General features: G+C 46.8%; 9 protein-coding genes and 1 tRNA gene. 4 read left to right on the top strand and 6 right to left on the bottom strand.

The window, feature by feature from the left end; genetic code table 11:
- The first annotated feature begins 10 nt into the window (after nucleotides 1-10).
- From CIK90_RS05055 to CIK90_RS05045, 3 genes are all read left to right on the top strand, one after another.
- Nucleotides 11-2,593 (top strand): glycoside hydrolase family 2 TIM barrel-domain containing protein, encoded by a 2,583-nt coding sequence (locus CIK90_RS05055; RefSeq protein WP_094464504.1) that lies wholly within the window; start codon nucleotides 11-13, stop codon nucleotides 2,591-2,593.
- Between the two features lie 333 nt (nucleotides 2,594-2,926).
- Nucleotides 2,927-3,130: an AraC family transcriptional regulator gene (locus tag CIK90_RS14630; protein WP_094435036.1), complete on the top strand. Its 204-nt coding sequence runs from the start codon at nucleotides 2,927-2,929 to the stop codon at nucleotides 3,128-3,130.
- A 591-nt stretch (nucleotides 3,131-3,721) separates the two neighbouring features.
- On the top strand, nucleotides 3,722-4,417 hold the full coding sequence (locus CIK90_RS05045; RefSeq protein WP_094439894.1) for an Ig-like domain-containing protein: 696 nt from the start codon (nucleotides 3,722-3,724) through the stop codon (nucleotides 4,415-4,417).
- Nucleotides 4,418-4,763: 346 nt separating this feature from the next.
- On the opposite strand, the gene infB is transcribed toward CIK90_RS05045, so the two are convergent.
- The 4 genes from infB to CIK90_RS05025 form a co-directional block, all read right to left on the bottom strand.
- Complete coding sequence (gene infB, locus CIK90_RS05040; RefSeq protein WP_094464503.1) at nucleotides 4,764-7,706, bottom strand: translation initiation factor IF-2; 2,943 nt, start codon at nucleotides 7,704-7,706, stop codon at nucleotides 4,764-4,766.
- A 35-nt stretch (nucleotides 7,707-7,741) separates the two neighbouring features.
- Nucleotides 7,742-9,004, bottom strand: a complete 1,263-nt coding sequence (nusA, locus tag CIK90_RS05035) for a transcription termination factor NusA (protein ID WP_094391461.1) — start codon at nucleotides 9,002-9,004, stop codon at nucleotides 7,742-7,744.
- A gap of 47 nt (nucleotides 9,005-9,051) precedes the next feature.
- The gene (rimP, locus tag CIK90_RS05030; protein WP_094391460.1) at nucleotides 9,052-9,525 is read right to left on the bottom strand and encodes a ribosome assembly cofactor RimP; all 474 of its coding nucleotides are present in this window, start codon (nucleotides 9,523-9,525) and stop codon (nucleotides 9,052-9,054) included.
- A gap of 110 nt (nucleotides 9,526-9,635) precedes the next feature.
- On the bottom strand, nucleotides 9,636-11,333 hold the full coding sequence (locus CIK90_RS05025) for a S41 family peptidase (protein ID WP_371595932.1): 1,698 nt from the start codon (nucleotides 11,331-11,333) through the stop codon (nucleotides 9,636-9,638).
- Nucleotides 11,334-11,475: 142 nt separating this feature from the next.
- On the opposite strand from CIK90_RS05025, the gene CIK90_RS05020 reads away from it, so the two are divergent.
- Nucleotides 11,476-11,549 (top strand) — tRNA-Asn (locus tag CIK90_RS05020).
- Nucleotides 11,550-11,651: 102 nt separating this feature from the next.
- On the opposite strand, the gene CIK90_RS05015 is transcribed toward CIK90_RS05020, so the two are convergent.
- Together CIK90_RS05015 and CIK90_RS05010 are read right to left on the bottom strand one after the other, a co-directional pair.
- Nucleotides 11,652-12,191: a hypothetical protein gene (locus tag CIK90_RS05015; RefSeq protein ID WP_094439738.1), complete on the bottom strand. Its 540-nt coding sequence runs from the start codon at nucleotides 12,189-12,191 to the stop codon at nucleotides 11,652-11,654.
- Between the two features lie 943 nt (nucleotides 12,192-13,134).
- Complete coding sequence (locus CIK90_RS05010; protein ID WP_094464502.1) at nucleotides 13,135-13,503, bottom strand: hypothetical protein; 369 nt, start codon at nucleotides 13,501-13,503, stop codon at nucleotides 13,135-13,137.
- Nucleotides 13,504-13,597 lie beyond the last annotated feature (94 nt).

The following is a 13,597-nucleotide window of genomic DNA, read 5'->3' as shown; positions in this document are numbered from 1 at the left end:
GTAATAAACAATGAACAGACTTTATACCTTATTACTCATGGTGACGCTTGTCATGGGACTCCATGCAGCCGATGTACCATCCGTTGCAGGATTGTTCCCTCTCGAAGGCAGTGGCAGAACCGTGTGGAATTTCAACAACGGATGGCGTTTCCATCTGGGCGATGTGCCTGAAGCCAACCGCATTGACTATGATGATCACGCTTGGGAAGTGGTTTCCACTCCCCATACCGTACAGTTGATGCCTGCCGAAGCCAGTGGCTGCCGTAACTATCAGGGTGTGGCATGGTATCGTAAACGCTTCGTGATGCCCGCCCAAACTGCTGGTAAAGACGTCACCCTCCATTTCGAAGCCATCATGGGCAAACAGGTGGTTTATGTCAACGGTCGTGAAGTGAAACGTCATGAAGGCGGCTATCTGCCTATTACCATATCGCTGACGAAGCTCGGTCTGACTGCCGGCGATGATGTTTTGGTAGCTGTTATGGCTGATAATAGTGACGATAAGAGTTTTCCTCCAGGTAAACCACAGATGACGCTCGATTTTGCCTATCATGGTGGCATCTACCGTGATGTATGGCTGATAGCCAAAGGTATGGTGCATATCACCGATGCCATCGAGGCAAACCGTGTAGCTGGAGGCGGTATTTTCGTGCATTGTGAGAACATCAGTAGCGAAAAAGCCGTGGTGTGTGTCAATACCGAAGTGGCTAATACTGGTCAGCAGCCTGTGACGCTGACCGTGACCAATGTATTGCAGGAGACAGGAAAACGTGTCGTTACCTCGTTGCGACTGGCTCCTGGCGAGACACGCACAGTCTGCCAGCGCATCAAAGTGGCTCGTCCCAAACTGTGGAGTCCAGAGTCACCAACCCTTTATCATGTCAACACCTATGTGCGTCAAGGTCGTCAGCCCATGGATGGCGGTACTACCCGCATCGGCATCCGGTCATTTGAATTTCGTGGCAAAGACGGATTCTGGCTCAATGGCAGTCGTTACCACCAGTTGGTAGGTGCCAACCGTCATCAAGACTTTGCATACGTGGGCAACGCACTGCCCAACTCTCAGCAGTGGCGCGATGCTCGCAGACTGCGTGATGCTGGTTTCACTATCATCCGCACCGCCCACTATCCACAGGATCCTGCATTTATGGATGCTTGCGACGAACTCGGTCTCTTTGTCATTGTGGCAACACCGGGATGGCAATACTGGAATAAAACTCCTGGGTGGGACGAGAAGGTACATGCCAATACCCGTCAGATTATCCGTCGCGACCGCAACCATCCATCGGTTCTGATGTGGGAACCCATCCTCAACGAAACGCGCTATCCCAAGAAATTTGCCCTCGATGCCTTGCAAATCACACGAGAGGAATATCCCTATGAAGGTCGTCCTGTGGCTGCTGCCGATGTTCATTCGGCAGGAGTGGCAGACCATTATGATGTTGTATATGGTTGGCCAGGCGATGATTTCAAGGATGACAAACCCCGTCAGTGCATCTTTACGAGAGAGTTTGGCGAACTCGTTGACGACTGGTATGCTCACAACAATCTCAACAGGGCTTCTCGATCTTGGGGTGAACGACCTATGCTGATGCAGGCGATGAGCCTTTTCAAGAGCACCGACGAACTGTTTCATACCACCGGACAGTTTATCGGCGGTTGTCAATGGCACCCCTTCGACCATCAGCGCGGTTATCATCCAGATCCCTACTGGGGAGGTATTTATGATGCGTTCCGCCAACCGAAAACTGCCTTGCAGATGTTTTCTGCCACATTGCAACCGTTTGTGTCAGATCCGAAACCTCAGGTGTTTATAGCCCATGAAATGACGCAATTCTCTGATGCTGACGTCACCGTGTTCTCCAATTGCGACTCTGTGCGACTTTCTATCTACGATGGCGTTCATTCTTGGACATTGCCTGTGGTTCATTCCGTTGGTCATGCTCCCTCACAACCCGTGGTATTCAAAGGCGCATGGAACTTCTTTGAGGCACGCAACTGGAGTTATACGCAGAAAAACTGGCGGCGTGTGCACATGGTGGCAGAAGGTATTGTCAATGGTAAGGTGGTTTGTCGTGATGATCGTATGCCTTCACGTCGAAGCACCAAACTGCGTCTTCGTGTAGATACATTGGGACGTCAACTGGTGGCAGATGGCAGCGATTTTATCGTTGTGGTATGTGAAGTGACCGACGATCTCGGTCATGTACGTCGTCTTGCTAAAGACCAAATCCGTTTCACCGTATCGGGTGAAGGCTCTGTCATCGGCGACGCATCCATTGGCGCCAATCCCCGTGTGGTAGAATGGGGTAGTGCTCCTCTGCTGATACGTTCCACTCGCACTCCTGGAAAAATACGTGTTCATGCCGAAGTGGCATTCCCTGGCACTCACGCACCTACCGCTGCCGACCTTGAACTGACGAGTGTGGCAGCACCTTTGCCCATGCTTTCGGGCGATATTCAGCCTACATCAGGTGAAAATGCCGCTGTTTCTACCACGAAAACAGCTTCTCGCCAACTTTCAGAAGATGAGCGCAACCGTCTGTTGCAAGAGGTAGAAGCGCAACAGGCCGACTTCGGATTGCAGAAATAAAGTATAAGGGCAGACGTCAAGCGATGCGTTGTTATTGTCCGTCTGCCCTTCGTAAGGCATAGTGCTGTTATGCGCAATGTTTTAAATTCGATTCAGACGCTTGCTTCCCTGCGTGTTCGGGATGTCAACGAGATATAGTTCGCGGAAATCTATAGGATCGGAGAGAGATAAAGACCTTATTATTCCTCGCATACATACGCGCACACGAGCGCACGCAGGCGCACACGCGATGTCGAAAAAATCGACCACTCGACCACCAATACCGCTTAACAGACAGAGATACAATGGCTTAACTGGTGGTCGATGACTTTGTCCTGACGCGCTTCGACCACCATTCGACCACCAACTGACCAACTACTGGGCACATTCCCATCAAATACAGCCACATTCCTATCAACGACCAACCACCTTTCCACCATCGGCTATCATCTGGGTTACGAGCACCAAAGCCACTTCTGCAGCGCCTTTAAGCGCAAATATGGCGTATCGCCATCGCTGTTTCGCGACCAGCAAAACAAGGTCATTGCAAGTGCATGATAGTCAAAAGGATAGTGCGCTGTTTTGCAAATTCATTGAATTTGGTCAGCAATCTCATTGAATTTGGTCAGCAAATTCAATGAATTTACTCGGCATTTTTAATGATTTTGCCCTACTGTCACGATGATATTCATGCGCTAAAGAACTGCTGCATGTCTCAAACGAAAGTCGCTCTTCTCAGCAAAACAATTTGTTTTGCTGAGCAAATCAATTTACTTTGCAAAGGAAATCAATTTGTTTTACTGAGCAAATCAATTTACTTTGCAAAGGAAATCAATTTGTTTTACTGAGCAAATCAATTTACTTTGCATTCGCATCGACCGTCTGTTCACGAGAAACATCTGTTTATCAACATATTATACCAACGTCCATAACACAGTCAGCAACAGTCCGCAAACAAGAAGACAATCATGGCTTTTCTGTGGACAAACGATGGGGAATATCTGCCATTGAAGTGAAATTCCTATGCCATTAACCTTAATTAACACAAAAAACCTTGTGCTGTAAAAAAAAAAGACGATATTTGCAGAAATTATCAAGTGTTTTATGACCCAACAATAGCTATTATAACCTTTTAAAACTATTTTAGATATGAAGTATTCATATAAACTTATTCTGGCATTGTGTATCATTGGATTGTTCAGTGGATGTACAATAGAAGAAGACGATACTCCTGCGGATGCAATAGACCAACTAACTATTACAGGCAGAATAATAGACCACAACAACCAACCCGTAAAGAATATACCTGTTGTATTCTACTTCTATAGAGGTGCTTATATTGTTAGTTGCAATCGTAAAAAAGCCACTTCAAAGACTGACGAGAACGGCATATATAAGTTCACCATATTTCGTAAGACTGACGAAAATAATGATGGATTAGAACAGTACTATTATTTATACCCTGATTTAGATGACAAGAAATATTTCACGCGAGCAACATATTTTCGTGACATTGATGCTTTCTGGACAGATAGATACCATGTGGTTAGCGATTATATTTTATGGGAAGCCCAATATGTTAAAGTGTTTGCCAACACAAAGCCTGAAGGTGCTGAGTATTATGACATAGAGTGTGAATTTGAAAAACCTGTATATAATTATGGCAAATATTACTCTTCACGTAATTATAACATAAATATCACACCATACACAACCAATTTTCAAGTGCCCCTACATCAAGACTTGAAGTTTACGATGACGTGGGATGGGAAGTATAAAAGAACCGTTTTCGTGAAGAAAGACAATCTGCCCAAGCAAATAGATCTCTCATACATACCGGAATGACCTGTAGATTGAAACGGCAAGGCTATTGACTATACAAAACGGCTCAAATAGACAAGTGTTTTTCCGCTATGCGATTAACAGGTCTGCGTTGTCATTTATTGTCGTTCAACAAGTTTTCTGTCATGAGAATTGTGTATTACCGAGTGAATTGTTCAGGTTTTAAAAACTACAATTATTGAAATTGAAAGTCGCTCTCACACTTCTATCTGGCTACTCCAATGAGGCACAGAATACCAGTAGTAGTATGTCGGCATGATTAGAATGAACTTTGAATATGCGTATCAACAACAAGGGCACAACCGTCATGGTTGTGCCCTTGCAGCTATAGGGATAGGATAGAGGTGGGTTAAAGCTTCTGTTCCACTTCGATTTCTGTAAAGGTCTCGATGATGTCGCCCACCTGGATATCGTTGAAGTTGACGAGTGAAATACCGCACTCCAAACCAGTGGCAACCTCTTTGGCATCGTCCTTATAGCGCTTCAGTGCATCGATGGCAGCGGTGTGAACCACAATACCGTCGCGGATGACACGAGCCTTGTCCTTGTTGTGTACTTTTCCTTCGGTCACCAAACCACCGGCAACAGTACCGACCTTTGAAATCTTGAACACCTGTTTTACCTCGATTTCACCAGTAAGAATTTCCTTCTTCACCTTGTCGAGCATACCCTCCATAGTAGATTTCACTTCATCGAGTGCATCATAGATGATAGAGTAGGTGTTGATCTCCACGCCTTCGCGCTCTGCCAGTCGGCGTGCATCAGCAGAAGGACGAACCTGGAAGCCGATGATGATGGCATCTGATGCAGAAGCCAGCATGACATCGTTCTCGCTGATCTGACCCACAGCCTTTGAAATGACGTTGACCTGTACCTTCTCAGTAGAGAGTTTGAGGAACGAGTCGCTGAGTGCTTCGATAGAACCGTCGGTATCACCCTTGACGATGATATTGAGTTCGTGGAACTCACCCAAGGCAATACGGTGTGAGATATCGTCGAGTCCAAGTGTCTTAGTGGTACGGAGCGACTGCTCACGCTGCAACTGTGTACGCTTGTTGGCTATTTCTCGTGCTTCCTGCTCTGTCTCCATCACATGGAACGAGTCACCGGCAGTAGGTGCGCCATTCAGTCCGAGAATGATAGCGGGCTCTGCAGGTCCAGCCTTTTCAATGCGCTGGTTACGTTCGTTGAACATGGCTTTGATGCGTCCGAAAGCTGTTCCCGCAATCACCACATCACCTTGTTTCAGTGTACCGTTGCTTACCAGCACGGTAGAAACGTAGCCACGTCCCTTGTCGAGTGACGACTCGATAATGCTACCCGTAGCCTTTCTGTTGGGATTAGCCTTGAGATCGAGCATTTCTGCTTCGAGCAATACCTTTTCAAGGAGAGCATCAACGCCGATTCCCTTCTTGGCAGAAATTTCCTGACACTGGTATTTACCGCCCCATTCCTCTACGAGGAGGTTCATATTGGCAAGGTCTTCACGAATTTTGTCAGGGTTTGCACCGGGCTTATCAATCTTGTTGATGGCAAATACCATTGGCACATTGGCAGCCTGAGCATGCGCGATGGCCTCCTTGGTGGTAGGCATGACGCTGTCGTCTGCAGCGATAATGATGATGGCGATATCGGTCACCTGAGCACCACGGGCACGCATGGCGGTGAACGCCTCGTGACCTGGAGTGTCAAGGAACGTAATTTTTCTACCGTCTTTCAGTTTCACATTGTAGGCACCGATGTGCTGGGTGATACCTCCTGCCTCACCGGCAATCACGTTGGTCTTGCGGATGAAGTCGAGCAGCGATGTCTTACCATGATCGACGTGACCCATCACGGTGACGATAGGTGCACGGCTGACGAGGTCGTTCTCGTCGTCGGCTTCTTCGGTGATGGCATTTTGCACTTCAGCACTTACGTATTCGGTGGTGAAACCAAATTCCTCTGCCACGATATTGATGGTCTCTGCATCGAGGCGCTGGTTGATACTTACCATGATACCGATGCTCATGCAGGTGCCGATTACTTCGTTGACACCGACATTCATCATCGTGGCAAGTTCGCTAACCGTTACAAACTCGGTCAGCTTCAGTACCTTACTCTCTGCAGCCTGTTCGGCCATCTCGCTATTGAGGCGCTCTTGTACGGCATCTCGCTTTTCGCGGCGATACTTCGCACCCTTCTTGTTCTGACTCTTTGAGGTGAGACGGGCGAGCGTCTCCTTTACCTGGCGTGCTACAGCCTCGTCGTCAACTTCCAATGGCTTCTGTACTGGACGGTTCTTCTTGTTTTTCTTGCCGCCGCCCTGTTGTCCGTTTTGGTTGCCGCCTTGCTGTTGTCCACCGCCACCTTGGCGCTGTTGTCCGCCTTTGTTCTTTTTGTTGCCGCCTTGCTGCCCGCTCTGGTTGGCTGCAGCCTCTATGTCAACGCGTCCGCTACGGATGCGCTCACGCTTCTTGCGCTCGCCACCATTGCCATGCTGTGCATTCTTTTCCTCGCGTTCCTTACGGCGCTCCTCCTTCGATTTCTTCTTCGGACGAGTGCTTTGGTTGAGGGTGCTGAGGTCGATTTTACCCAGTACGTTGACCTTTGGAGCGTATTTTGTTTCGCTCTTCAGGGTGAATACCTTGGTTTCGGAAGCTTTTTCAGCATCCGCAGGCTTGTTTTCTACTGTGGCAGGCTTGGCCTCTTCGGTATTGGCAACGGGTGCTTCTGCCTTGGGCTTGGCTTCCTGCTGAGGCTTAGCCTCTGTTTTTGGCTTGGCTTCCACTTTGACGTTAGGTTTAGCCTCTTCTGCCTTGACAGCCTTCTGCTCGTGGTTTGCAGGAGCAGCAGGGGCAGTCTCAGGAGCTTTCTGCTCAGCGACAGGTTTTGGTTCTTCTTTCTTTTCTACAATAGGCGATGCCTCTGTCTGGCTCACGGCAGCAGCCACAGGTGCAGTATCGCTATTGGCGGCCTTCTTTTTGCCTACGCTGTCGAGGTCAATCTTGCCCAAGGGTTTAAACTGTTGGCGTTGTTCCAACAGGTCTTCAGCCTTGTTGCTTTTCTTCTCGGCCTTCTCTGCCTTTTTATCCTTGGCTTTCTTCGCAAATATCATTTCGGCCTGTGTCTTCACAGCCTTGTCACCACTGAATGCACCCACCAGAGCCTGGTATTGTGAATCGGTGATTTTGGTATTTGGCGTCATTTCTTCTTTGACTTCGCCAAGTTCTTTCTTGTTTTTCAGGAAATCAACTGCCGTTTGAAGTCCTATATTCAGTTCTGATAATACTTTATTTAATCTGACACCCATTTAATTTGTTGCTTTACAATTCTGTTTTATTCTTATTATTCAAACTCCGCACGGAGCACGTTGAGCAGGTGGTCAACCGTTTCTTCTTCGAGGTCGGCCTTTTCGATCAGCATTTCGCGTGGAGCGTTGAGCACGGCCTTAGCGGTCTCCAGACCGATGGCCTTGATGGCGTCGATGATCCACTGGTCTATCTCGTCAGAGAACTCGTCGAGGTAGATGTCCTCGTCGTCGCTGTCTGAACCGTTGGATACACGGAATACGTCGATGGTGTATTCGGTCAGCATGGAAGCCAGTTTGATGTTCAAACCGCCTTTACCGATGGCAAGGCTGACTTCCTCAGGCTGCAGATAGACTTCGGCTTTGTGCTCTTCGGGATTGATGTTGAGGTTGGTCACCTTGGCGGGACTCAGCGCACGAGTAATGAAGAGCTGTGTGTTGCTGGAATAGTTGATGACATCGATATTCTCGTTGCCCAACTCGCGTACGATACCGTGTACGCGGCTACCCTTCACACCTACGCAGGCTCCTACTGGGTCGATGCGGTCGTCATAGCTTTCTACAGCCACCTTTGCACGTTCTCCTGGCATGCGTGCCACGCGACGGATTGTGATGAGACCGTCGTTGATTTCGGGCACTTCGGCTTCGAGCAGACGCTCAAGGAACACAGGGCTGGTGCGTGAGAGGATGATACGCGGATTGTTGTTCTCGTTCTGCACCTCCTTGATGATGGCACGTATGGTTTCGCCCTTGCGGTAGTTGTCGTTGGGAATCTGTTCTGACTTAGGCAAGTGGAGTTCGTTGCCCTCATCGTCGATGAGCAGTACTTCGCGTTTCCACATCTGATACACCTCGGCGCTGATTACCTGACCTACGCGATCCTTGTACTTATTGTAGAGCGAGTCGTGCTCCAGTTCAAGAATCTTTGAGGCAAGAGTCTGACGGAGATTGAGAATGGCGCGGCGTCCGAATTTCTCGAAGCGCACTTCTTCACTCACTTCCTCGCCCACTTCGTAGTCGGGTTCGATTTTCTGTGCCTGTGTGAGCGAAATCTCTTTGTTTTCGTCCTGAACCTCACCATCAGCTACTACGATACGGTTGCGGTGGATTTCGAGGTCACCTTTGTCAGGGTTGACAATGACGTCGAAGTTCTCATCGCTACCGAACTGTTTGGCAAGTACGTTGCGGAGACTCTCTTCCAGCACGCTGACGAGAGTGGTGCGGTCGATGTTCTTGGTCTCTTTAAATTCCTTAAAGGTCTCAATCATTGACGGACCTTTGTCTTCTTTTTTTGTAGCCATTATATAATCTTTTTATTTTGTTTACTCTTTAGCTCACGTGTCAGAGATTATTTGAAGGCGAGGAGGTATTTGGCATATTTCACCTCGTTGGTATTGAAGGTCTTCTCCACATCCACCAATACGGGGCGCTTTTTCCCTTCAATCTTCTGCTTCTCCTTGACCACCACCACAAACGACAGTCCGTCGTCGGCTACCGACTGGAGCACGCCTTGGTATTTCTTACCGTCGGCAGCCAGCACTTCCACTTCTTTGCCAATGTGGTTGATATACTGCTGTACGACTTTGAATGGTTGTCCGATACCGGCGCTACCCACTTCCAGTTCATACTCGCCGAGTTCTTCTCCGAGTCTTTCCTGCAGGAAGCGGCTCAGCGCGGCACAGTCTTCAATCCATACACCATCGGCGTGGTCGATTTCGATCACGATGCGACCGTCGGGCGTCATGTCAACGTCCACGAGGAAGTAGTCATTCTGACTCAGCCATTCCTCTACTGCGGCCTTTACTACGTCTTTATTTATCATACACCTTTATTGGTATTAAAACAAGAATGAGAGGCTCTTGCGAGTCTCTCATTCCTCTGAACGTGTGCAAAGTTACGACATTTCTGTCAATCTTGCAAGTATTTCCACTTTTATTTCACTTTTTTGGGTGATAATAGTTTTTCGTATTCTCCTGATGTGTTGAGTATTCGCTCTGCTTCCTTCAGAGTTTTGTCTGTTTGCAGCATGTGGAGCAGTTGTCCGCTTTGGAAATAATAGGCGGATATGATATCTTGTTCTATCTGCCGTTGTATTTCGTTGCGGTGCTGTTGTAGGTCGCGCTCAATATCATGGTGGTCGAGTTTGGCTTTCAGTGCTTCAAATTCAGCCTTTGCGTCGTCGTAGTATCCTTCGAATTTTGCGGTTTTGATGAGTTCTTCAAACTGTTTCTTGCTGATCTGGTCGTAGGTAAATCCTGCTTTCAGCACTTGTTGGGTGAAGTCGGCATATTCAGCATCGGTCAGATGGAACTTGTCGGCAGGAGCAATGGTAGGATGCTTGGATATATAATCCACCACATAGTCAAACATCACTTCGGTAGAGTCTATGCGGTCCAGATACAGGAGGATGTTCGACATGGTATCGGGTTTGATTTCGATATCGGGCATGATACCACCTCCGTCGCGTACCTCACGACCATTGCGTGTATAGAATACGTGTGTCAGCGAATCGGGCACATGTTCTTTATAGCCACCGCCGGTGTGTTTATAGTTGATGGCTTGAATGCATCGTCCGCTGGGGATATAGTATTTTGATGTTGTCAGCTTGAGGTTACCGTTGTAGGGTAGGTCAACATTAGGAATCTGCACCAGTCCCTTACCATACGTGCGCGTACCTATTATTAATCCGCGGTCAAGATCCTGTATCGAACCGCTGACAATCTCGCTGGCAGAAGCTGTCTCGTCGTTCACCAGTACGATGATGGGCATCACGGTATCGATGGGCTCCAGTCGGGTTTTGTAGTCAGAGTTGGCACGGCGCAACTTTCCTTTGGTTTCCACCAATGTCAAACCTTTAGGCAGCCACATATTGGCAATGTCCACACATTCCGAAACCGAACCGCCACCATTACTTCTCAGGTCGAGTATGAGTTTTTTCGCTCCGCGTTGTTTCAGGTCGAGATATGCCAGACGCATAGGTTTGGCTGGTTCGCCAGAGAAAGTGTTCAGGTTGATATATCCCACGCCATCCGGGCGCATACCATAATAGGTTATTTCAGGTGTCTTGATGCTCTCGCGTGTCACTTTGAAATTCATCACCTTGCCCGTCGAAGGACGTTTAATCTTGATCATGATGGTGCTGCCTGCATCGCCACGCAGATGGTCGCTGACGTATGCCACGGGTTTGTTGGTCATCAGCGTGTCTTCAATCTGCAAGATGATATCTCCCTTGCGCAGTCCCACCTTTGCAGCGGGCATTCCCTCAAAAGGTTCGTCGATGACCACTTGTTTTCGTTTTTGGTGGTAGCGTACCACTGCACCGATACCCGCATATTTTCCTGTCATCAGCATCTTCAAGTCCTTTTGTTTGCTCTCAGGGTAATATTCGGTATAGGGGTCGAGTGATCGCAGCATCGCATTGATGCCATTGCCAATCACGGTATTGGCATCGAGTGTATCGACATACATTAGGTCGAGTGTCTTGTATATGGCATTGAATATTTCGATGTTCTTTGCCACATCTAAGTTGTGGTTTCTCGCTTCCTGTGCATTCATATTCATGGGAAGCCATGCCAGTAGTGCGGCAAAAGCTGTCAATCGGCATAGTTGGCATACGTTGTTTTTTCTCATGATCATATTGTTTTTCGTATTGTTTCTATGTTTATAAGATGCAAAATTATAGAAAAATAACCGAAAAACGATTTTTTTTCTCAAAAAGTTTGTGTATTTCAAAAAAACGTATTACCTTTGCACTCGCAAAACAGAAAAACCTGCTTCAGTAGCTCAGTTGGTTAGAGCACCTGACTGTTAATCAGGGGGTCGTTGGTTCAAGCCCATCCTGAAGCGCTTTAAAAAGGAGTTAGACGAAAGTTTAACTCCTTTTTTTCTGTGTATTGGGCATGACACTAACCCAGTCGTGTTAATTAATGGCATCCAGAATTTGCCATTTTATGCTACCAACAAAATGGCGGCAATAGCTCCAAGTCCTTCTGCCACCATTCTGCTGTTCCAAAAGTCATCGGTCAGTTTATGTTCTACGATATACTCTCGCAGTTTCATTCTCCATACTTTGTTTTGCAGCAAAATCCATAATGGCTCGTCGAAATATGCAAATTCTATATTCTCTTTCAACCATGATTTTGATGGTGTGTGGCCTTTGCTGATTTGTTCTCCTGAGTAATTCAAATGCCAGAAACCGTCAGTTTCCAAATGCCAAAAAGGTTTCGTTATTTCTGTAGTACCGTCGAACTGTGAGTCTTTGGTATATTCCCGCATCAGTTTGTTATAATGTTCTTCTATCCAATCATTGAGAACAAACTGGTTGTTAGTGAACACATTTTCTTCAATGCCATCAATCAGAGCCACCAATAGCACAGGTTTGGCAACGATGGTTTCTCCATGAATTTTGGCCTGTCTAATATTCGTAATCCGCTTTGTATAGTATTGATAACACTGATCATAGTTAAAGAATTGTATCACTCTGTTCATTGCACTTTGTTATTGGTTTGTGGCAAAGGTACGAAAAAACTGGAAATTTGCAGAAGGAAATAAAAAAAATAAGTTTTCTAAAAATTTCGACCACACGACCACAGATGTGGTGTAATCGACTATGAGACAGCATCTTTATGCTGTGGTCAATTGTTCCAAACCCGTGCTTTCGACCACACTTCGACCACACATGCTTTTTCCGATAATCATGGTGGATATTCACGCGAAGTAAACAAAAATTATTTTCAGGCATTTTCAAACGGCTGACAAAGTTTTTGTCCAACGTTGGATAAAGGTGTTATCCAACGTTAGATAAGAGTATTGTCAAACGTTAGATAAGAGTATTGTCAAACGTTAGATAAAAGTGTTATCAAACGTTGGATAAGAGTGCTGTCAAACGTTAGATAAGGGGCTTTTCAACGTTGTAAACAAGTTGTTTCAACTATCGGAAAAGAGTGACGTCAAATATTATGCAATAGTTTTGCCCTACGTTTGACAAGGGTGTTGCCGGACATCAGAACATACAAATCATGTATTGGCGGCTATTGCGGTTGGACTGTTTTTATGATGGTAACGGTAGAGGACCTGGTGGTCGAATGGTGGTCGAATACCGCGAGTCAGCGTAATCGACCACACACGTAAACTGCACACACATAGCGTGTTATGCTGTTGTGGTGGTCGAGTGGTCGAAATTTTGCAACATCGCGTGTGCACGTGCATACATGCGCGTACCTATTATATAACTGAACTTTCGCATGTGGGGAAGTTAAGGGAAGTTAGGGAAGTTAGGGAAGTTAGGGAAGTTAGAGAGAAGTTAGAGGGAAGTTAGAGAGAAGTTAAGGGACAAATCCCTTAGTTGCGAAACTTGAATTATATAACATATAAAAGGGTTGCCTCCGTCTTTCTGCCTACATGGGAAGAATTGCTGTCCTCCGCGTAGCGCCTAAACATCCGATGGTTTCTTTTCTAATATCACTTTGTGAGTCTGCTCATCAACGTTCATGTTGTAGGCTTCCTTCAGCAACTGGCATAGGGTAGCGATAATCCGATTCTGATGCTCTGTGCCTGGAACTACATAGTCACTTAATGGAATTTCAAGGGCGTTTTGATAATTCCAATATGCTTTCGTTGTGATCTCTTTCAGCACCTTTCGCCAGTCTATTGACTCCCAGATATCAAGGTGAAGTGAACCCACAAAGTTGGACGGGTTAATAACTGTGAACCTGTCCCCGATGATTCTGTGAACACCCTTCAAACCAAGCAAAAAAGTTGTTAAACGATAAAAAGTTGCCGAAAAGTTTGGCAGTTTCATTTTTATTTATCAATTTTGCACCGACATTTGCAAGTTGCCCAACTCGCTTGGGCTTCTGAGCCAATAGAATTTGGCTCCGCATTTGTCTCTATTT

The organism is Prevotella sp. P5-126, assembly GCF_002251185.1.
Taxonomy (GTDB): Bacteria; Bacteroidota; Bacteroidia; order Bacteroidales; family Bacteroidaceae; genus Prevotella.
The sequence above is the reverse complement of the archived record's forward strand: the minus strand, read 5'-3'. Positions and strand labels throughout refer to the sequence as shown.

Coding starts and splice junctions, on each gene's coding strand:
- CIK90_RS05045 (WP_094439894.1), top strand. CDS start 3,722: ATGAAGTATTCATATAAACTTATTCTGGCATTGTGTATCATTGGATTG.
- rimP (WP_094391460.1), bottom strand. CDS start 9,525: ATGATAAATAAAGACGTAGTAAAGGCCGCAGTAGAGGAATGGCTGAGT.
- CIK90_RS05010 (WP_094464502.1), bottom strand. CDS start 13,503: ATGAAACTGCCAAACTTTTCGGCAACTTTTTATCGTTTAACAACTTTT.
- nusA (WP_094391461.1), bottom strand. CDS start 9,004: ATGGCTACAAAAAAAGAAGACAAAGGTCCGTCAATGATTGAGACCTTT.
- CIK90_RS05015 (WP_094439738.1), bottom strand. CDS start 12,191: ATGAACAGAGTGATACAATTCTTTAACTATGATCAGTGTTATCAATAC.
- CIK90_RS05025 (WP_371595932.1), bottom strand. CDS start 11,333: ATGAGAAAAAACAACGTATGCCAACTATGCCGATTGACAGCTTTTGCC.
- infB (WP_094464503.1), bottom strand. CDS start 7,706: ATGGGTGTCAGATTAAATAAAGTATTATCAGAACTGAATATAGGACTT.
- CIK90_RS05055 (WP_094464504.1), top strand. CDS start 11: ATGAACAGACTTTATACCTTATTACTCATGGTGACGCTTGTCATGGGA.